This is a genomic window from Nonlabens sp. MB-3u-79, from assembly GCF_002831625.1.
Classification (GTDB): domain Bacteria; phylum Bacteroidota; class Bacteroidia; order Flavobacteriales; family Flavobacteriaceae; genus Nonlabens.
Genome location: NZ_CP025116.1, coordinates 790,741 through 810,144, shown reverse-complemented (window position 1 = coordinate 810,144; position 19,404 = coordinate 790,741). Strand labels below are relative to the sequence as shown.

The 19,404-nt window shown below is 36.8% G+C and carries 20 protein-coding genes; 8 read left to right on the top strand and 12 right to left on the bottom strand.

Translation table 11 applies throughout. From position 1 onward, the window contains the following. Window positions 1–22: 22 nt before the first annotated feature. The 7 genes from CW736_RS03610 to CW736_RS03580 all read right to left on the bottom strand — a co-directional run bounded on the left by CW736_RS03610 (window position 23) and on the right by CW736_RS03580 (window position 7,280). Window positions 23–697, bottom strand: a complete 675-nt coding sequence (locus CW736_RS03610) for a ClpP family protease (RefSeq protein ID WP_101012611.1) — start codon at window positions 695–697, stop codon at window positions 23–25. Between the two features lie 92 nt (window positions 698–789). Further along, window positions 790–2,118, bottom strand: a complete 1,329-nt coding sequence (tig, locus tag CW736_RS03605; protein ID WP_101012610.1) for a trigger factor — start codon at window positions 2,116–2,118, stop codon at window positions 790–792. Between the two features lie 375 nt (window positions 2,119–2,493). Beyond that, window positions 2,494–2,841, bottom strand: a complete 348-nt coding sequence (locus CW736_RS03600) for a phage holin family protein (protein ID WP_101012609.1) — start codon at window positions 2,839–2,841, stop codon at window positions 2,494–2,496. Between the two features lie 79 nt (window positions 2,842–2,920). Next, window positions 2,921–4,438, bottom strand: a complete 1,518-nt coding sequence (locus CW736_RS03595) for a G-D-S-L family lipolytic protein (protein ID WP_101012608.1) — start codon at window positions 4,436–4,438, stop codon at window positions 2,921–2,923. 12 nt (window positions 4,439–4,450) lie between these two features. After that, window positions 4,451–5,701 carry an OmpP1/FadL family transporter gene (locus CW736_RS03590; protein ID WP_198519336.1) on the bottom strand — a complete coding sequence of 417 codons (1,251 nt, stop codon included), beginning with the start codon at window positions 5,699–5,701 and terminating at the stop codon, window positions 4,451–4,453. A 104-nt stretch (window positions 5,702–5,805) separates the two neighbouring features. Continuing rightward, the gene (locus CW736_RS03585; protein ID WP_101012607.1) at window positions 5,806–6,567 is read right to left on the bottom strand and encodes an alpha/beta fold hydrolase; all 762 of its coding nucleotides are present in this window, start codon (window positions 6,565–6,567) and stop codon (window positions 5,806–5,808) included. Next, complete coding sequence (locus CW736_RS03580; protein ID WP_101012606.1) at window positions 6,567–7,280, bottom strand: pyridoxine 5'-phosphate synthase; 714 nt, start codon at window positions 7,278–7,280, stop codon at window positions 6,567–6,569. The genes CW736_RS03585 and CW736_RS03580 overlap by 1 nt, the downstream gene beginning before the upstream one ends. A gap of 84 nt (window positions 7,281–7,364) precedes the next feature. Between CW736_RS03580 and CW736_RS03575 the strand changes: the two genes are divergently transcribed. From CW736_RS03575 to CW736_RS03545, 7 genes are all read left to right on the top strand, one after another. After that, window positions 7,365–8,021, top strand: coding sequence for a CBS domain-containing protein (locus CW736_RS03575; RefSeq protein WP_101012605.1), 657 nt, complete (start codon window positions 7,365–7,367; stop codon window positions 8,019–8,021). Next, window positions 8,022–8,897 (top strand): NAD kinase, encoded by an 876-nt coding sequence (locus CW736_RS03570; protein WP_101012604.1) that lies wholly within the window; start codon window positions 8,022–8,024, stop codon window positions 8,895–8,897. It abuts the gene before it with no gap. A 102-nt stretch (window positions 8,898–8,999) separates the two neighbouring features. After that, window positions 9,000–9,686, top strand: a complete 687-nt coding sequence (locus tag CW736_RS03565; protein ID WP_101012603.1) for a DUF6089 family protein — start codon at window positions 9,000–9,002, stop codon at window positions 9,684–9,686. A 2-nt stretch (window positions 9,687–9,688) separates the two neighbouring features. Further along, window positions 9,689–10,423 (top strand): isoprenyl transferase, encoded by a 735-nt coding sequence (locus CW736_RS03560; protein WP_101012602.1) that lies wholly within the window; start codon window positions 9,689–9,691, stop codon window positions 10,421–10,423. 1 nt (window position 10,424) lies between these two features. Then, window positions 10,425–13,004 carry an outer membrane protein assembly factor BamA gene (gene bamA, locus CW736_RS03555; RefSeq protein ID WP_101012601.1) on the top strand — a complete coding sequence of 860 codons (2,580 nt, stop codon included), beginning with the start codon at window positions 10,425–10,427 and terminating at the stop codon, window positions 13,002–13,004. Window positions 13,005–13,038: 34 nt separating this feature from the next. Continuing rightward, window positions 13,039–13,914 carry an OmpH family outer membrane protein gene (locus CW736_RS03550; protein ID WP_101015015.1) on the top strand — a complete coding sequence of 292 codons (876 nt, stop codon included), beginning with the start codon at window positions 13,039–13,041 and terminating at the stop codon, window positions 13,912–13,914. A 71-nt stretch (window positions 13,915–13,985) separates the two neighbouring features. After that, on the top strand, window positions 13,986–14,510 hold the full coding sequence (locus tag CW736_RS03545) for an OmpH family outer membrane protein (RefSeq protein WP_101012600.1): 525 nt from the start codon (window positions 13,986–13,988) through the stop codon (window positions 14,508–14,510). Window positions 14,511–14,584: 74 nt separating this feature from the next. On the opposite strand, the gene CW736_RS03540 is transcribed toward CW736_RS03545, so the two are convergent. The 3 genes from CW736_RS03540 to CW736_RS03530 all read right to left on the bottom strand — a co-directional run bounded on the left by CW736_RS03540 (window position 14,585) and on the right by CW736_RS03530 (window position 16,318). Beyond that, the gene (locus tag CW736_RS03540) at window positions 14,585–15,463 is read right to left on the bottom strand and encodes a hypothetical protein (protein WP_157810875.1); all 879 of its coding nucleotides are present in this window, start codon (window positions 15,461–15,463) and stop codon (window positions 14,585–14,587) included. Window positions 15,464–15,537: 74 nt separating this feature from the next. Further along, window positions 15,538–15,732 carry a cold-shock protein gene (locus CW736_RS03535; protein ID WP_101012598.1) on the bottom strand — a complete coding sequence of 65 codons (195 nt, stop codon included), beginning with the start codon at window positions 15,730–15,732 and terminating at the stop codon, window positions 15,538–15,540. A 103-nt stretch (window positions 15,733–15,835) separates the two neighbouring features. Beyond that, window positions 15,836–16,318, bottom strand: a complete 483-nt coding sequence (locus tag CW736_RS03530) for an RNA methyltransferase (protein ID WP_101012597.1) — start codon at window positions 16,316–16,318, stop codon at window positions 15,836–15,838. 208 nt (window positions 16,319–16,526) lie between these two features. On the opposite strand from CW736_RS03530, the gene CW736_RS03525 reads away from it, so the two are divergent. Next, complete coding sequence (locus CW736_RS03525; RefSeq protein ID WP_232735412.1) at window positions 16,527–17,981, top strand: sensor histidine kinase; 1,455 nt, start codon at window positions 16,527–16,529, stop codon at window positions 17,979–17,981. Window positions 17,982–18,042: 61 nt separating this feature from the next. Here the strand turns inward: CW736_RS03525 and CW736_RS14010 are convergent, their stop codons facing one another. Further along, on the bottom strand, window positions 18,043–18,201 hold the full coding sequence (locus CW736_RS14010; RefSeq protein ID WP_157810874.1) for a hypothetical protein: 159 nt from the start codon (window positions 18,199–18,201) through the stop codon (window positions 18,043–18,045). 14 nt (window positions 18,202–18,215) lie between these two features. Next, a complete protein-coding gene (locus tag CW736_RS03520; RefSeq protein WP_101012596.1) occupies window positions 18,216–19,364 on the bottom strand; it encodes a sensor histidine kinase in 1,149 nt (382 codons plus the stop codon). Window positions 19,365–19,404: the final 40 nt, after the last annotated feature.

Below are 19,404 nucleotides of genomic sequence, written 5' to 3'. Positions count from 1 at the left end.
TATAGCTAGTGAAAAGGATGAATTAATCTCTTCTTAAAACCTCATCAATCATTCCGTACTCCTTAGCTTCATCTGATTTCATCCAGTAATCACGATCAGAGTCTTCATTGATTTTTTCATAAGTCTGTCCAGAGTGTTTTGCAATAATGGTGTACAATTCTTCTCTCAATTTCACTACTTCACGAGCAGTAATTTCAATATCACTTGCCTGACCTTGTGCCCCACTAGAAACTTGGTGAATCATCACACGACTGTGTGGCAATGCGCTACGTTTTCCTGCAGCACCAGCACATAATAGAACAGCACCCATACTTGCAGCCATACCGGTACAAATAGTAGCTACGTCTGGTTTTATAAACTGCATGGTGTCATAGATTCCAAGTCCTGCATAAACGCTACCGCCTGGCGAGTTGATGTAGATTTGTATGTCTTTATTAGCATCAGCACTTTCTAAAAAAAGAAGTTGCGCTTGTATAATGTTTGCTACTTGATCGTTTACTCCTTGACCCATAAAAATAATACGGTCCATCATTAAACGTGAAAACACGTCCATAGCAACCACATTCATCTGGCGCTCTTCAATGATGTTAGGAGTCAAGTTAGTTGGGTACATCGTACCCATTATTTTATCGTAATACATAGGATTTACTCCCTGATCTTTTACGGCAAATTTCTCAAATTCTTTAGATATATCCATGTGGTAATATTACTGTGTATTGAATAAAAAAGGCGTTAACTAAGTGATAAAATAGTCAACGCCTAAATATATAAATTATTGACAGGACTTTATTAAGCGTCGTAGGCTTCTTTAATAAAGTCTTCGTAAGTCAATTCTTTCTTTTTTAGTTTTGCGTTTTCTTTGAAAAACTTCAACATTTTCTCATTTTGAAGTTGCTCACTCATACGTTTTACTTCGTCTTGATTACTCATGATGCGGGCAACTACTTGGTCTACCTCTTCATCAGTAGCATCCATATGACCGTATTGTGCCATTTGTGTGCGTATCATGGTACGAGAATACGCTTGTAAGTCTTCAAACTTAAGTTGTAACTCTTCATTGTTCTTCACAATCGTAGATTCAATCAACTGGTACCTCAATCCTTTTTCAGAACGGTTGTACTCTTCTGCAGCTTCTTCTGCTGTGAATTCGTTCTCACCATTGTTAGCGATCCATCTGGTCAAGAAGTCTGCTGGTAAGTCAAATTTTGTGTTGGCAATAAGAGCTTCTGTGATATCAGTTAGTAGCTTTTGGTCGGTTTGCTGGCCAAATTGCTTTGCGGCATCTTCACGTAGTTTTTCTCTTAATTCATCTTCACTTTTGATAACACCAGGGCCAAAAAGCTTGTCGTAGAACTCTTGATTCAACTCTGCTTTCTCACGCTCGTTTACTTCAGTGATTTCAAAAGTTACGTTAATATCAAGTCCTTTTTCTTTTTCTTCTTCTACTTTAAGTAAGGTCACTAAATCATCATCATCGGCAAAAAGACCTTTTGTTTTCAGCTCTAAAGTGTCTCCAACTTTAGCTCCTACAAACTTCTTAAGATTGCTTTTCCCTTTGATTTTCACAGTAGAGAAAGTAGCGTCTGCTTGGATACCTTCGTCTTCATTTTTGAAAACTCCAGTAACTTCATTTTTTTCGGCAACTTCTTTTTTTGCAATTAACTTACCATAATTCTCACGTACACGATCGATCTGGCTGTTGATTGTTTTATCGTCTGTTTTGATTTCGTATTGTGTAATGGCTTTTTTACCTTTTACATCGACGTCAAATTCTGGAGCAAAACCTAATTCAAACTCAAATGTGAAGTCATCTGCTTCCCAGTTGACATCTTCTTGATCTTTAGGTAATGGGTTGCCTAATAGGTTTAATTTTTCTTTAGTAATGTATTCATTAAGTTGTGATTGAATCATTTTATTGATCTCCTCAACTAATACTGGAATACGATATTTCTTATTGATAAGGCTTACAGGAACCTGTCCTTTTCTAAAGCCTGGAATATTTGCTGTCTTGCGGTGGTTTGCTAAGATCTTATCTACTTGTTCTTGATAATCTGCTTTAGTAATATCTAGTGTAAGTGTCGCGTTAAGCGCGTCAATGTCAGTACGTTTAATGTTCATTGAAAGACTTTTATATGCTGTTAAAATTGGGGTGCAAAATTAAGCTTTATTTACTAGTTATCAAAGTGTTTATTTGTTGGATTCCTTTATCCAGTCACTTTGATAAACGATGTTTAGGATAACTCTATAAGGCGCATGAAGGAATTGGTCTTTAAGTGGGGGTTGGTGTTCCAACATTTTCAAGCCTCTCATTTATATCAAACTCAAATTAAATAGCCTTCTTTTGTCTTAGATGGACCTATAGACTCTGTTTTTAAACACCGTCATTTCATCAAAAGACTAACTTGAAAACTAAACGGCACCAGTCGGTAGTTTACCTAGTTATTCTGTGATTTGGATTGTTTAAGTCTAGGTTTTATTTTCAGGACTTTGTTTTTACTGTTTCTCTTTATCTAACATTTTAAATAAAACAGACCTCGCAAGAGCGAGTAATAATGAAAATATAACCGCCCAGAACACGCTGCTTACTTCAAATCCAGACACGAACCAGTCAGCGAGATAGATAATGAACACATTGATCACTAATAAAAACAGGCCTAAGGTGACAATGGTTATAGGTAAGGTAAGTAGGACTAAAATGGGTTTTACTATAAAATTTAGAACAGATAAGGATAGTGCTACCAAGATGGCACTTACATAATTGGTCGTCTCTATACCTGGTAATATTTCAGAAAGGCCCATGACTAAAGCAGCCGTAAGGAGCAGTTTTATAACGAACTTCATAATTAGATATTTTTGTAAAAATAAAAAATCTGCTGGAGAACGAGTCTGCAGCAGATTTTTAAATAAAGTTTTGTTCTATTTATTGAACGGTATCACTTAATTGAATAGTTGAATAAGCTCCTATATCTACTTTAGGTAGGGTAGAACCGTATTGTGCATTAATAGCGTCAATTATAGTGTTTGCCGTAAATGCATAACCTCTAGCGGAAGGGTGCACTCCATCAAGGGAGAAGCCACCACCTGTAGCGTAAGTAGAAGTTAATAACCCGCCATTGAATGGAACTCCTGTAGTAGCAACTTGAGCAAGTGCCGCACGAGCGTCTACAAAAGCAAGGCCATTAGCAGCAGCAAGAGCTTCAATGGTTGCATTATAGGATTGTTGTGCGTTAGTAACTCTGGCTTGTTCTGTAGTAGTGAGTACTAATTCGTTTGCCACCGGCACACCAACACCTATAACAGAAGCTGGATTAGAAGGATCAGCTAGTGTTCCTAAAATTCCCGCAGCAGGAAAAACGATAAGATCGTTTGAGGTAGTTTGTCTCCAGTTAGGCAAAGGAACAGGAGATCCAGAAATATCAGTTAAGTCATTATCTACGATCACTACAAAATTTTGTCCAGCACTAAAGTTAATAGTTCTTTGAGCCGCTTCAGCAGTTGTTATAAGGCTATTTGCTGCAGCGAGTTGTAAACCACCGTTGTATTGTGCGTAATTAGAATTCACAAATGCCGCTGTAGGTCCATCTAAAGGAATAGGGTTTGGAGGAACGGTAGTAAAGTAAGGAATAGAAGTTACATCTGGAATATTTACTAATGCTCCTTTAGCACCATTTGCCATAAGGCCAGCAACTAGTTGCTGATAGACTCCGCCGAAAACTAAATTGTTAGTAATGCTGTTGTTTCCTTGCATCGCAGGATCTACAATATTCAATTCGTTATTATCAACTCCTGCACCTCCACTGGTTGCATAACCAAGGATGTCGTTATTACCTATCCATAAGGTAAAGAACGTACCATTTGCCGCAGCAGCGTCTCCTATTACCGTAGAAGTATCAGAGCTAGAGAAACGTGTGTAATAAGGATTTGCCGTGCCAGGAATTACACCGGCTAAAGATCCGTATCCTGGGGCAGCAAGGTGAAATACTCTTGCACCAGGTACACCAAAGTTGTTTAATGGCCCAGTTACTTTATTAATAATGTCTGTTGTAGGAGCCGCGCCTGTGTAACGAGCCGGTCCTGTAGGAGCACCCATACCGTCAGATGCCAGCACAAAACGATTTGGTAAAATCTGAACACCATTGGCAAGCAGACCACCAGTATTATCATTTACTAAGGGTTGATTAAATTCTCCACCACCAGCAAATTGCATTTGTCCAGCAATAATATTAGGATACGAGTCCAATTGACCATTTAGATAAAGAGCTCCATCAGCATATCCAGCTGTTAAGGAATTACCTACAGTTACGTATTTAGAAAAGTCTGCTTCTCCAGAAGTGTAAACACCACCGTCTTGGATATCGTTGTCAAAGTCTTCTTCACAACTTAGCATTGCAGCACTGGCAATAAAAAGAGCGATTAATTTTATATTTAAGTTTTTCATTATTTTATTGTTTTACATGCTATAAGTTACACCTAGACCAGCGATAAAAGCTGACGACTTGTAAGTTCCTTCAAAAGGAGCTGGTACAGGAGAGCCTGTATCAGAGAAGAAGTCATAAGATTCTGTGATCTCTTTAAATTTAAGATAGAGTATAGATCCATCGATAGATAACTTAGGACTTACTTGGTAAGAAAGACCAAACGTGTACCCGTTAGAATCGTTACGTGGTGTTTCTGGAGCAAAATAGCCAGATTGTACTGGAGATTCATCAAAGTAGTATCCAGCTCTTACAGTTAGTTTTTCAGTTGCTGTGTATTGAGCACCTAATCTCCAGGTAGAAGAATCCTTGTAATTTCTTGGGTTAATAGAAGTTGCACCGTTACCAAACTCCAAGTCTAGACTGTTGTATTCACTCCACATAGCTCGGTTATAATCAAAAGCAAGTAATAGTTTGTCCCACTTATAAGACACCCCTACGGTAAGTTCAGCAGGTAAAGGTAAAGTTGCTGTAAAACCTGTTTCTCCATTCGCAGGAGTTAAGGAGCTATTTGGGAAATCAGAAAATGTGGCTGTTCCTTCTGTACTTTCAATGTTAATTAGAGATCGGTAGTTAACACCTAGTGTAAATCTATCGTCTGGAGTAAACATAAGTCCTGCAGCCCAACCCCATGCTGTAACGCCAGCATCGTCAATCTCTATATTAGAACGATCTCCTTCTTCATCAGTAAGGGTTCTACTTGCATTTCTATTAAAGTTAACCCCACCTATGGCTAGGATAGGTCCACCACCTATACTTACACTATCAAATAGTTGATAAGATAAAGTAGGTTGTACAAAAATAGCGCTCAATTCAATCTCGTTGACTAAGTGAGAACCAGACCAGTCTGTCGGCCATGTTACATTACTACCATAAGGAGTATAAACTCCTAAACCTACAGCAAAATCTTCGGTTACTTTATATGTTGCGTAAAGATAAACGGGAGTTCCCGTAGGGCTATCTGTTTCAGAAAAAGTTCCGAATTCTTCACTTTGAAATTTCACATCAGAAAAAACGCCGAACCCACCGGCACTTATATTCAATTTATTTTCCAAATGGACAATTCCAGCAGGATTGAAGAATAGTACGTCTGCACTGTTCACAACGGCAACACCAGTATGTCCCATTGCTAATTGCTTGTTACTTTGTGTACTGACACGATACCCTCCTGCATAAGCAAAAGTAGAGATCAAACAAAGGACAACAAAAACTTTTATTTTGTTCATAATCAAAGGTTTGTAAGGTAAGTTAATTTTGTATGTGTCAAATTTAATATTAAATTGATATTACGCAAGCGTTTTCGTTTATTATTGTGCAAGCATAGTAAAAGTTATATTACGAAATTCTCAACAAAAGAGTAGAATTCTTGAGGTTTCTCGGCATGAAGCCAGTGTCCTGCTCCTTTTATTGTTTTTAATTCCGCTTTCGCGAAAGCGTGCTCTATAAGCATCATATCACTATCTAAAATATATCCAGACTTTCCACCTCGTATAAATAAAGTGGGCGTATTTATGGGATTAACAATAGGTTCTTGAATACCAACTTTATCTTGTGCTGCGCCTAGAACTTTTAGATTAAAACGCCACCCGTATCGATTTTTATCAACTCGATAGAGACTTTTCAGTAAAAACTGGCGCGTACCAAAATCAGGAATCACTTTCCCTAACATTTCATCGGCCTCATTGCGAGACTTGACGATGTCAAAATCTATACTTCTCAGGCCGTTGATGATATCGCTATGGTGGGGAGCATATTCTTTAGGAGCAATGTCTGCAATGATGAGTTTATTGAGATAAGACTCATAAAGGGAAGCAAATTTCATCGCTACTTTACCGCCCATACTATGACCTAGAAGTATGATGTTTTGAAGTTGATGCGCGTCACAGTACTCTTTGATGTCTTGAGCCATGATCTCGTAACTAAATGTATCGCTGTGCAAGCTGCGACCGTGATTGCGCTGGTCAATCAAATGAACTTGATACCCGTTTTCACTCCATTTAGCACCAAGTGTCTTCCAATTGTCTGCCATTCCTAAAAACCCATGTAGAATTAAAAAAGGCTGTCCTTCTCCTAAAATTATAGAATGTAGCATTATGCGAGTTTTGCTTTATACATGTTGACCACATTTTCAAGGCCTAGGTAAAGACTTTCTGATATCAAAGCATGACCTATAGAAACCTCCACTAAATCTGGAATTTGTTCCTTAAAAAATTTAATATTTTCTAGAGAGAGATCATGACCAGCGTTAATTCCCAGTCCCAATTCAGTAGCTTTAGTTGCTGCTATTAGGTAGGGAGCAATTGCTTTGTTTTTGTCCTGAGGGTACATTCTTGCAAAATCTTCGGTATAGAGTTCAATACGATCAACTCCAGTGCGTGCCGCTCCTTCTATCATCTCGATAACAGGATCCACAAAGATACTGGTGCGTATTCCTCGGTCTTTAAAATGCTTGACCATTTTTGTAAGAAAATCTAGGTGTTTAATGGTGTCCCATCCCGCGTTAGAAGTAAGTGCGTCTGGTCCATCAGGAACTAGAGTTACTTGCGCAGGTTGAACTTCATTTACTAACTTGATAAAACTATCAATAGGGTTACCTTCTATATTCAGTTCAGTTTGCACCACTTTTTTAAGATCTCTAGCGTCTTGATATCTAATATGACGTTCATCTGGTCTAGGGTGAATGGTTATTCCTTGCGCACCAAAACGTTCTAGATCAATAGCTACCTTTATTAAATTAGGCACATCAGCACCTCTAGAATTACGTAATGTTGCTATTTTATTGACATTTACACTTAAAATTGCCATAGTTGCTTTTATTTTCAAAAATACAACGGATTCTGTCAGACGCATAAGTGAAGAATTGATTAATTTGCAATAAACTTGATTTCAATGAATATCCATCAATATATCATTAATGATGTAGAGCCTTTAGACATAAAATCTCAGATGTGTAAAGCACAAGAAATATTTTCTCAACTTACCTATTCTCATCTTCCTATTTTAGAAAAGGGGGCTTATTTAGGATGTCTTTCTGAAAATGATGCTCATTGTTTTGAATCTGGTCAAACCCTTGAGGTGGTGAAGTATTCTTTCACCGTATTTCATGTAAAAGAAGATACACACTGGCTAGATATTTTGGCAGTATTTGCTCAAAATCAATCGAATATCATGCCGGTCTTAGGTAAGAATAACGAGTATTTAGGTTACTATGAACTTAAGGACATTATGGAGTTGTTTAACGACGCCCCTTTTATGAATGAGCCTGGTGCTGTTGTCGTTTTACAAAAAGGCTCTACTGATTATAGTTTTAGTGAGGTTGCGCAAATAGTCGAGTCTAATGATTCAAAGATCTATGGATGTTTTGTGAGTGCTTATAAGGATCATTTATCTGAGATTACTTTAAAATTGAGTGCGCAAAATCTAAATGCTGTTCTTCAAACCTTTAGAAGGTATAATTATGAGATAGTAAGCGCAGCAGAAGAAGACTCTTACTTAGATACTTTAAAAGAACGATCAGATTATTTGAACAAATATTTGAACATGTAAATGAAAAAAGTTGCTATATACGGTCGTTATCTACACGATGATACGATCAATACTTGTAAAGAGTTAATTACTCTGTTAGAGCTTAAAAACTCTGAAGTACTTGTCGAATCTAATTTTCACAATCTTTTAAAGCAAAATAATATAGCTTTAAAACAGCAGTCCTTTGATCAACTAGATAACTCCTATGATATATTGATAAGTATAGGAGGGGACGGTACTATTTTAAGAGCTGTTGCTTATATAGGCAATGTTGGTATTCCAGTAATAGGAATCAACACGGGCAGACTGGGTTTCCTAGCGACATTGCATAAAGATCAGCTTGTGGAGGCGGTAGAGGCTTTAAGTAACGGGTCCTATACCTTGAGTAAACGTACGTTGATCACTTTGGTGTCAGACCATGAAGAAAATCATGCAGCGCCACACAACTTTGCACTTAACGAGGTAACGGTTAGTCGCATGAATACGACCAGTATGATGCAAATTGAGACCAAACTCAATAACGAGTTATTAACCGTTTATTGGGCAGACGGATTAATTGTTTCCACACCTACAGGTTCTACAGGATACAGTCTTAGTTGCGGTGGACCAGTTATATCGAGAGATACAGACGCTTTTGTAATTACACCTATTGCTCCACACAACCTTAATGCGAGGCCTTTAGTAATTCCAGATCACACAGAGATTATTATAAAAGTGAGCGGTAGAGAAGAAGAGTTTCTTACCTCCTTAGACAACCGCATAGCTTCTTTTCCTAATGAAACCGTTCTCACACTTAAAAAAGCAGATTTCACCATTGATCTCATCGAGTTAAAAGGTCAGAGTTTTATCAAAACTCTACGAGAAAAACTGCTTTGGGGAGAAGATAAACGCAATTAAACAATAAAATCAATCATTCCTTGTTTTCTTATTCTACAATCGAGCACGCAAACATCATGCTGGGTAAAGAGAATTGTTATATTTGCACGTTTTAAAAATTCCATGCGGTTACTATTTACGTTTATTGTCTTTTTTAGTCTCGCTTTCGCGAAAGCGCAAACCTATGAGGCCGGTATTTTTGCAGGTACCTCAAATGTAATAGGGGATGTAGGAAGTACACAATACATTCAGTTTACAGATGTTGCCATTGGCGGCATTTTTAAGTGGAATCGCAGTCCTAGACATAGTTTTAGAGCTAGTGTGATTTCTGCAAATATGGTAGGTGATGATAATGATAGTGACGATCTCTCTAGAGATCTAAGAGGTTTAAAATACAATTACTCCATGATAGAAGCCAGTATAGGAGTAGAATACACCTTCTGGGAATGGGAGTTGTATTCTGGTAGACCACAGATCGTTCCTTATTTATATACAGGACTTACCGCATTTCATTATGACTTGTTTGCACTAAATAACACAAATCAGTTGGAAGCATACGGTGAAACTACAGATATTGCGATCCCTATAATTTTTGGAGTAAAGACAAATATTACCCCTAAATTGATACTCGCTGCAGAGATAGGCGCTAGATATACTTTTTCGGATAATTTAGATGGAAGCAACCCAGTGAGAAGTAAAGATTTTGATAGTTTAAGATTTGGTAATGTAAATAATAATGACTGGTACGTATTTAGTGGAGTGACTCTTACTTATGCTTTCGGTCGTAAACCTTGTTATTGTAACTTTTAAAAATGGCACAAGAACTACTTGATCATACCAGAATCCCTAAGCACATTGCAGTTATCATGGATGGTAACGGTAGATGGGCTAAAAAACAGGGTCTGATGAGAGTGCGCGGTCATGAAAAAGGTGCTAAAGCAGTACGTCAGACCGTAGAGACCTGTGCAGAGTTAGGTGTAGAGCATTTGACTTTATATGCTTTTAGCACAGAAAACTGGAAAAGACCCAAGTTAGAAATAGATACCTTGATGAGGTTGCTGGTTTCTAGCCTTAAAAAGGAACTTTCCACCTTACAAAAGAATAACATCTCTCTTAAGGCCGTGGGAGTATTAGAGCTTTTACCTAAAACAGCTCAAAGAGAACTAGCAGAAGTAATTGAAGCTACTAAGAATAACAACAGGATGAATTTAACTCTGGCCTTGAGTTATGGTTCGCGAGAAGAGTTGATTACAGTGATTAAAAATGTGGCCAGTCAAGTAAAGGATGGTACATTAAAAATAGAACAGATTGATACTGATGTCATCAATAAACATTTATATACGAGCTATATGCCAGATGTAGATTTGTTGATACGTACCAGTGGAGAACAAAGAATAAGTAATTTCCTTTTATGGCAAATCGCTTATGCAGAATTATATTTTACAGAAGTGCTTTGGCCAGATTTCAGAAAAGAACATCTGGTAGAAGCTATACATAATTATCAAGATAGAGAAAGAAGGTTTGGTAAAACAAGTGAACAATTATAGAATGATTAAAAAGTTAGCAAAATCGCTACTATTGGTAACCTGCTTATTTTTAAGTACGGTAACATACGCTCAGGAAAAGAGAGGTGACCTTGCCATAGGTGATGCCACCAAATATAAAATAGGTGAGATTACGGTGGCAGGAAGCCAGACGTATAACGAAAATACGGTTATCGCTTTTACAGGATTGCGTAAAGGAGAAGAAGTATATGTTCCTGGAGAACGTTTAAGTCAAGTGGTGAAAAAAATGTGGGACCTGAAATTATTCAGCGACATTAGAATTTTTGCAACAGATATTATTGGTGATCCAGATGACGACATTATCGATACGATCAATCTAGAAATTAATATTATTGAGGTGCCTAACCTTAATGATGTTACCATAGAAGGATTGCGTAAAGGTCAGATCAAAGACCTCAAAAATGAGTTAAAACTTACTAAAGGTAGAAAAGCAACAGAAAACTTAGTGACCACCACGAGATCCTTTATAGAAGATAAGTACCGTAAAAAAGGATTCCTTTATGCAGACGCTAAGGTGAAAACCCGCACGGTAGAAGACACCGCTGGGAGTAATATCGTGAACATGAAAATCGATATTAACAGAGGTAATAAGGTAAAAATTTCTAGTATCACATTTGATGGAAATGAGCAACTTAAGGATAAGGAGCTAAGAGGTGCTATGTCTAACACTAAGAAGAAGTTCTTTTTAAGGGTCTTTAAAAGATCTAAATACGTAGAAGAAGATTTTCAAGAAGATTTGCTCTCTGTTGTCGATAAATACAAAGAGAACGGTTATCGCGACGCCCGTGTTCTTTCTGATACATTAATAAAGAAGAACGAAAAAACCATAGCCCTTAATATAGGTGTAGAGGAAGGAAACAAGTATTACTTTGGTGATATCAAGTTTATCGGGAATACCGTATACACCGATGAACAATTAAAGCGATTGCTTAAAATTGAAAAAGGAGATGTCTATAATGGTGTTGCCTTTGATGAACGAATAAGCAATCCAGAAGATCCAGATTCTGAGGATTTGACTAACTTATATCAAAATAGTGGGTACCTTTTTTCGAGTGTAAACGCAGTAGAAACTCGTGTTCAAAATGATACTATAGATTTTGAGATTAGAATTGTAGAAGGTAAAGAAGCTTACTTCAATAACATTAGCGTAAGTGGTAATACAAGGACTAACGATCACGTTATTTATAGAGCAATCAGGACTTCTCCAGGAGAAAAATATTCCCGTCAGAAGATCATCAACTCCATTAGAGAAGTAGGTCAATTGGGTTTCTTTGATGCACAGAAGATCAATCCACAATTGACTAATGTGAACCAAGAAGAAGGAACGGTAGATGTAGACTATGAACTTGTTGAAGCAGGCGCTAGCCAAATAGAGTTACAAGGTGGTTATGGTGGTGGTGGATTTGTAGGTACCTTAGGGTTGAAATTCAATAACTTCTCCTTAAGGAATTTATTTAAGGGAAAAGCCTACCAGCCAGTTCCTATGGGAGATGGTCAGACACTTGCTGTAAGAGCCCAAGCCAGTATTATTTTTAGAACCTACAGTCTTAACTTTACCGAGCCATGGTTAGGTGGTAAAAAGCCAGTATCCTTTAATGTCTCCTTTTCACATAGTGAGCAATATCGTGTGAACCAACAAAATTTTAGAGAAGTAGATAGAGATCAACGTTTCTTAATTACTGGAGGGACAGTAGGTATTGCAAAAAGACTGGAATGGCCAGATCAATATTTTCAATTCTCTCAAGCGATATCTTTTCAACATTATAACTTGAAGAATTACCAAACCAATTTATTTAATTTCCCTAACGGGTTTTCTAATAACCTAGCTTATACATTGGGATTAAGTCGTAATAACGTAGGTGTGAATCCTATTTTCCCTACTTATGGCTCTTCCTTTTCACTTACGGCAAAGATGACACTTCCTTATTCTGTTTGGAATGGAGTAGATTATGCTAACCTAGAGGACAACCCAGAATTTCAAACCAACGGCATAGCAGATCGAGGTAAGATAGATCAAGAAAAATTTAAATTCTTAGAATATTATAAGATTAAATTTGAAGGGACTTGGTACACACAACTTTATGAAAAATTAATTTTACAGACCAAGACAGAGTTTGGTTTCTTAGGAGCCTATAACAATGAACGTGGCCTGGTCCCATTTGAAAGATTTTTTGTTGGTGGTGATGGACTAGGGGCATTTTCATTAGATGGTAGAGATATCATTAGAATGCGTGGATATGATAACAGTGCGCTTACCAACAGTGCAGACGGGGACACGGTTTACAATAAGTTTTCCATGGAGCTGCGTTACCCGATATCTTTAGAGCAAGCCGCTTCTATTTATGTACTTAGTTTTGCAGAGGCTGCAGGTTCTTATGACCGCTTTAGAAGTTATAATCCATTTGATGTACAAAGATCTGCCGGAGTAGGATTACGTATATTTATGCCTGCATTCGGTCTTTTAGGAGTAGATTTTGCTTATGGATTTGACAGCGTTCCTAATGCAGTAAGCAATGATCCTAGTGGTTGGAACGTTCACTTTATAATTGGTCAACAATTTTAAGTATGGCATGATTATTTCTCTAAACAATAAGCTTATGAAAAATAAGATTTTAATTATCGGTATAGCGGCCTTTTTTAGTTTCGCTTTCGCGAAAGCGCAAAGGGGAGTAAGAGTGGGCTACATAGATATGGAGTACATCCTAGAAAGTGTGCCAGAGTATCAAGAGGCATCAAAACAACTGGAGCAAAAAATGCAAAAGTGGAAAGGAGAGATTGATAAAATGTCAAATGAAATTTCTCAAATGAAAGCCACTCTTCAAAATGAGAAAGTACTACTCACCAAAGAGCTTATTGAAGAAAAAGAAGAAGATATAGCCCTAAAAGAACAAGAACTTGCTGAGTATCAGCAAAAAAGATTTGGAGCACAAGGTGACTTTTTGTTGCAAAAACAACAATTAATACAGCCAGTACAGGATCAAGTTTTTAATGAAATTCAAAAAATAGGAAGTCAAAGAAAATACGATTATATAGTAGATAGCTCAGAAGTGGCTATGTTATACAGCGCAGAGCGTCATGATATAAGTGATCAAATTTTAAGAGCAATAGGAAGAGCTGGTAAGAAAAGAGAGGCAGATCAGAAACAAGAGGATAAAGTTGAGCCCTACTTATCTGTAGAAGAAGCAGAGCAGAAGGAAGAAAAAGAGCAGGTTAGAGAAGACAAGAAAGAGGAAATGCAACAAGCCATTACTGATCGCAATGCAGAACGCAATGAACAAAAAAGGATACGGGACTCCACAAGGGCTGCAAAGGCTGCTGAATATAAAGAGCGTAGAGATAAAATGTTGGAAGAACGCCAGCGTAAGAGAGATAGTACTATTGAGGTTAGAGCTGCCGCAGTAGCAAAAAGAAAAGCAGAAGCAGAAGCTAAAAAAGCAGAAAACAATAAGAAAACCACACCTGATGGTGAATAATATAGGAACTCCTTATATTTGCAGTCGATTAAACACGACATTTAAAAAAATTGATAACAATTAATATACAAATGAAACAAGTAAAAACCCTAATAGTAGTAATCGCATTCATCTTTGCAGGTGTCCAACTAGGTCAGGCACAAGATGCACAACCTACAAAGTTATGTCACGTAGCTTCTCAAGAGTTAGTAGAGTCTATGCCCAGTGCTATCGCTGCTGACAAGTTGTTGAGAAACCTTGCAAAAACTTATGAAACTAAGTTGACCGCAATGGATAAAGAATTGAAGACTAGATATCAGACCGCCCAAGAAGCAGCTCCACAAAGAACTCAGGAAGAAAACGAAAGGATACTTGCAGAGCTGGCAGAAGGTCAGAAGAAGTTAGAAGAGTATTATCAAAACTCACAAAAAGCTATGGGTCAGAAAAGAACTGACCTATTAAAGCCTCTTTACAAGCAGGTAAGAGAAGCTATCTTTAAAGTAGCTCGTGCAAAAGGTTTTGATTATGTGTTAGATTCAACCACTGGAACAGGTATCATCATGGCTGACGGTTATGACCTTACTCAAGACGTAAAAGCAGCGTTAGGGGTTAAATAATAACATCTCATAAAATCATAAAAAAACCGTCTAAGTTGAGCTTAGACGGTTTTTTTTATACTCTAAATTCAGATTTATAACAATTGAAAACCATCCTTTCTGTTCCTAAATGTTTCCAGTAATTCTTTTGCCTGAGGTGTAGAAATCTCTAAATATTTAACGATTACATCTACTGCTGTCTTACTTTCATTCCCACGCTGTATAGAAATATTTTCAGCCTTTAGGTATTGTTTACTTTCTTGAGGTAAATAAAATATTTTTATCTTGCTATGTCGGTTTGCTTTGCCGCCCTCAAATTCTTGTAGGGCAGCAGCTGGACCTTCATGAATCCTTAAAGCAGTAAGCTCTCCTGACCCTAAGGATCTAAAGTCTTTCTCCAGTGTATATTGATCATAGAATTTATTGTAAGTGCCTGAAATTGGTAAAGGCACATACCTAAAAACTGCAAGAATTGGTATGGCAATTATAATTGCCGCCTCAATGAGCCAGATAAAAAATAGTGCATAATCAGTTACTTGGGTATTAAAAACTTCATAAGCGCCGTAATGATATAATTCTACGAGAACTTCTTTTTCTATAGAATCATAGAATATCCATCCCAAAGAGTTTATATAGGACTCCAGACTATGTGAACCTTCATTTATGAGATAGCCTATATAAGCAGACCACTGAAAGTATAGAGTGATAATTCCAATAAGAAGAGCGAGCCCTATTCTTATTTTATAGTTGCCAACCTTACTTAATTTGCACAACACAAGGACCGAATACCCTAAAACTATTCCAATCCCAAATACTAATAATACATTAATGTATATAATAGGCATGACTAAAGTTAGAGCATTATAAAGATATGCTAACAACAGCGATAAGGAGATTAAGAAGAGTACACTTATTAAAAGGCTAGGAGCATGATAGCTTCCTGATTCTTTGTAATAGCTTATTTTTTTATTCATCATACTATTTTAAATAAAAATCCCACTTCATAGTACTGAAATGGGACTTGACGATTTACAAATATAAATCTAAGTTATTGAACCACTTTTACATTTACAGCGTTCACTCCTTTTTTACCTTCTGTTTCTTCGTATTCTACTAGATCACCTTCCCTTATCTCATCGATAAGCCCAGTAACATGAACGAAGCATTCTTGATTTGTTCCTTCTTCAGTAATGAATCCAAATCCTTTAGACTCATTAAAAAATTTTACAGTTCCTTGTTTCATTATAATAAATTGTAATTGTTAGAAACATAAAAGTAAAAACTTTTATGTTTCTAAATGGTTAATAATCAGTATTATTTAAAAATAATTGGACAAATGTCATCGATTAGACCGCTTTGCCATCTAGGTAGATGCTTGTTCCTTTTACGCTTCTATCATACATGATTATACTGCCAGCAACCGCTACATTAAGGCTCTTAGGAGTATTGAACTTAATAATATGTTGCGATTTTACTAGCGCCTCATTAGTGAGTCCATGATCTTCTGCGCCTAGTAGATAGACGCAACTACGTGGGTGCTTAAACGCCTCTAGTGGCATTGCAGTATCAGTTAATTCGATACCTACTATCATAGCACCTTTAGGTAAATGGGTGTAAAAATCATCAAAGGTCTTGTAGTGAAAATAAGGAAGGGCACCTACTGCGTTATGGGTGTCGCAGGCTTGTTTTGCATAGCGCTTCCCAATCGTAAAGATAAAATTAGCTCCTAGGTTTTGAGCCGTACGCCATAAAACCCCTAGATTTTCTGGAGTCTTGCCATTCATAATTCCAATACCGTAAAATCCTTGTTCTAGATTATCTATTTTCATAGGGCAAAGTTATTGATTTACCCACAGACTCCATAACCATTTTTTAAAGGCTGATGAGAGGTATGCCTGTTTTGACTTTCACTTTTATAAGGAAAACAAGAGATGATGCTGTACTCGATTTGATGCAAAAGTGGAATAATTTAGCAAAGGGATCTTTAAACCACAGCTTGAAGTTACAAGTGGCTCAATTATTGTTATTTTTACCTTAATGAGATTGTATACAAATAGCCTTAGAAATCGCATCTTTTTCTCCATGATGGTGCTTACCATTATTGCCAGTGTTCTCATTGCTGGAATGTCGATCTATCAATTCCAAGAACAAGCCAAAGATTATCATGAAAAAAGACTGTTTCGTAAAGAACAGGCTATTAAAGAAAATATATCCTACGTCATTGAAAAAACAGATTTTGAGGTCACCACAGATAACCTTAAAAATATTTTTAAAGAAGAAATTTACGGACTAAGTGCCATCCATGAGATGCCTATTTATATGCATGACCTCCAAGGAAAGCTCAGAAAAAGCTCAAAAGCTCAGTTTGTAAGCGATAGCAAACACAGTCAGATCTCTAGCCGTATTTTGAAAAAACTAAGAGATTCTGAAGATGGACGTTATGTAGAGAAATTTGAAATTGGTGGGCAAAGTTATCGTTCCAGTTATTCCTATCTAACAGATAATCAATTTAAAAACATAGCCATTCTCAATCTCCCTTATATTGAGAATGATGACTTTATGAGCTATGAACTTGAGGAGTTTTTAAAGAGACTCGGTTTAGTTTATGCCTTGATGTTCTTTATTTCTATCGTACTCGGTTATTTCCTAGCAAGGTATATTACCAGATCCATTAGAAGTATATCTGATAATCTGAAACAGTTAGATTTATCAAAACGCAATCGTAAATTAGAAATAGATCACAAAGGCACAGAAGAAATAAATACGCTTGTAGAGTCCTATAATAAAATGGTAGATGAGCTGGAAGAGAGTGCCGTAAAACTTGCCACCAGTGAAAGGGAACAAGCATGGAGAGAAATGGCCAAACAAGTGGCACACGAGATTAAAAATCCGTTGACACCCATGAGACTCACTGTGCAAAGTTTTCAAAGAAGATTTGACCCAACTGATGCCGAGTTTAAAGAAAAACTCAACGAATATTCGAACTCTTTAATAGAGCAAATAGATGTAATGAGCAATATAGCAAGTGCTTTCTCTACCTATGCCACCATGCCTGCGCAGAAAAATGAGGAAACTGATGTATGTATGGTGACCCAACTGGCATTAGATATTTTTAATGAGTCCAATATTTATTACATAGAAGATGCCGACTCTTTGAAAGCGGTATTTGATAGAACTCAGTTGATACGTGTGGTTACAAACTTAGTTAAAAATGCTATCCAGGCCAGTCATCCAGGCCGAGAAAATAAAATTGTAGTTTCTGTTAAACATGATGATAAAAAGATTTATCTAACCGTATCAGATAATGGAACAGGTGTGCTTGCAGAGCACGAAAGGAAAATATTTGAACCTAAGTTTACTACAAAAAATAGCGGTATGGGATTAGGCCTTGCCATGGTGAAACAAATCGTAGAAAATTTTAACGGCACCATTCATATGAAAACTATTTATGGAGAAGGCACCACATTTACGGTTACTTTACCTAGAAGCTAGTTGATTCTAATGCGGTAACCTTTTTAATAGGTATATGTATAAGCTTGTAGGTTTTTTACTGCTACTTTAAAGCTACCCTTGGCACTTTTTCAAATCGTATGGATTCTTCGTCTTTTTTTTCGTCATTGACGGCATGAGGTATCTGGATGACAAGTTCTTCTAAAGCTGGTTCACCTTGTAATTGCAGCTGCTTTTTAAACAGTTCTTTTACCGTTTTCATAATGTGGCAGACTTCTAGATTTTATTTAATGTAATCTCAAAGGTAGTTCCTTGGTCTTTTTTACTTTCCATAACACGTATTTTACCATTGTGATAATCTTTGATAATACGTTTGGCGAGAGAAAGCCCCAAACCCCAACCACGTCTTTTTGTAGTAAATCCAGGTTTAAAAATTTGATTCCATTGACTTTTTGGAATTCCTTTACCAGTGTCTTTTATTTGAATAAAGACATTGTATACATCTGCTTTTAGGTATATGGAGATCGTTCCTTTTCCTTTCATAGCGTCAATACCATTTTTAATGAGGTTTTCTATCACCCATTCAAATAGGGGTTCATTTAACTTGACTTGTATAGGTTGATCTGGAAGGTCTATTTCAAATTTGACTAATTTTGAGGATCGATTTGCAATGTAATCAGTTGCTTTTTGAGTTTGATCTACTATATCTACTTCAATGAGTTTTGGAATGGAGCCTATTTTAGAAAATCGATCAGTAATCATTTTAAGACGGTTGATGTCTTTTTCCATTTCAACTATATAGGATGGATCAATATCAGTGTCTTTTAAAATGGTAGTCCAGCCTACAAGAGAAGAAAGTGGTGTACCTATTTGATGCGCACTTTCTTTTGCCATACCAGCCCAAAGTTTGTTTTGCTCACCTGCCTTGTTGGACCTATAAAAAAACCAAATAACAAAGAAGAACAATAACATAATAACGACCAGAGCCATGGGGTAATATTTGGTCTTTGTTATAATGTCACTATTGCCGTAGTATATAGTGCTGAATGGCTTTCCTTCAAATTGAGTTACGATAGGATCGTTTTCTTGTTTGTAAATTTTAATTAGCTCTTTTATCCTTTCCGGGTCATCACTTATGTTTTCAGGGAGGTTACGCGTCTCGATTCCTCCTTTATAATCGATTAAAATCATTGGTACTGTCGTGGTATTACTGGCTACAGTAAAACCTAATTCGCCTAAATCTGCTCCTAAGCCTTGATTAGCAAGATCCTTTTGAGAGATTCCAAATTCCTGTATGTTTTTACGTTCATTTTCCTTCAATTGCTGGAAAAAATCATACGTGTTCCATAAAATCAAGGAAGTGATCATCACTGCCGCGACAATCATGATCCATCTATAGATATTTTTATTTGAATTAAATTTCATTCGGGAACTGGGTTTAATAGGATCTCATAACGCAGGTGTC

Coding starts and splice junctions, on each gene's coding strand:
- CW736_RS03565 (WP_101012603.1), top strand. CDS start 9,000: ATGCGGTTACTATTTACGTTTATTGTCTTTTTTAGTCTCGCTTTCGCG.
- CW736_RS03575 (WP_101012605.1), top strand. CDS start 7,365: ATGAATATCCATCAATATATCATTAATGATGTAGAGCCTTTAGACATA.
- CW736_RS03540 (WP_157810875.1), bottom strand. CDS start 15,463: ATGAATAAAAAAATAAGCTATTACAAAGAATCAGGAAGCTATCATGCT.
- CW736_RS03545 (WP_101012600.1), top strand. CDS start 13,986: ATGAAACAAGTAAAAACCCTAATAGTAGTAATCGCATTCATCTTTGCA.
- CW736_RS14010 (WP_157810874.1), bottom strand. CDS start 18,201: ATGAAAACGGTAAAAGAACTGTTTAAAAAGCAGCTGCAATTACAAGGT.
- CW736_RS03590 (WP_198519336.1), bottom strand. CDS start 5,701: ATGAACAAAATAAAAGTTTTTGTTGTCCTTTGTTTGATCTCTACTTTT.
- CW736_RS03535 (WP_101012598.1), bottom strand. CDS start 15,732: ATGAAACAAGGAACTGTAAAATTTTTTAATGAGTCTAAAGGATTTGGA.
- CW736_RS03525 (WP_232735412.1), top strand. CDS start 16,527: ATGAGATTGTATACAAATAGCCTTAGAAATCGCATCTTTTTCTCCATG.
- CW736_RS03600 (WP_101012609.1), bottom strand. CDS start 2,841: ATGAAGTTCGTTATAAAACTGCTCCTTACGGCTGCTTTAGTCATGGGC.
- CW736_RS03520 (WP_101012596.1), bottom strand. CDS start 19,364: ATGAAATTTAATTCAAATAAAAATATCTATAGATGGATCATGATTGTC.
- CW736_RS03570 (WP_101012604.1), top strand. CDS start 8,022: ATGAAAAAAGTTGCTATATACGGTCGTTATCTACACGATGATACGATC.
- CW736_RS03585 (WP_101012607.1), bottom strand. CDS start 6,567: ATGCTACATTCTATAATTTTAGGAGAAGGACAGCCTTTTTTAATTCTA.
- bamA (WP_101012601.1), top strand. CDS start 10,425: ATGATTAAAAAGTTAGCAAAATCGCTACTATTGGTAACCTGCTTATTT.
- CW736_RS03595 (WP_101012608.1), bottom strand. CDS start 4,438: ATGAAAAACTTAAATATAAAATTAATCGCTCTTTTTATTGCCAGTGCT.
- CW736_RS03580 (WP_101012606.1), bottom strand. CDS start 7,280: ATGGCAATTTTAAGTGTAAATGTCAATAAAATAGCAACATTACGTAAT.
- CW736_RS03530 (WP_101012597.1), bottom strand. CDS start 16,318: ATGAAAATAGATAATCTAGAACAAGGATTTTACGGTATTGGAATTATG.
- CW736_RS03610 (WP_101012611.1), bottom strand. CDS start 697: ATGGATATATCTAAAGAATTTGAGAAATTTGCCGTAAAAGATCAGGGA.
- tig (WP_101012610.1), bottom strand. CDS start 2,118: ATGAACATTAAACGTACTGACATTGACGCGCTTAACGCGACACTTACA.
- CW736_RS03560 (WP_101012602.1), top strand. CDS start 9,689: ATGGCACAAGAACTACTTGATCATACCAGAATCCCTAAGCACATTGCA.
- CW736_RS03550 (WP_101015015.1), top strand. CDS start 13,039: ATGAAAAATAAGATTTTAATTATCGGTATAGCGGCCTTTTTTAGTTTC.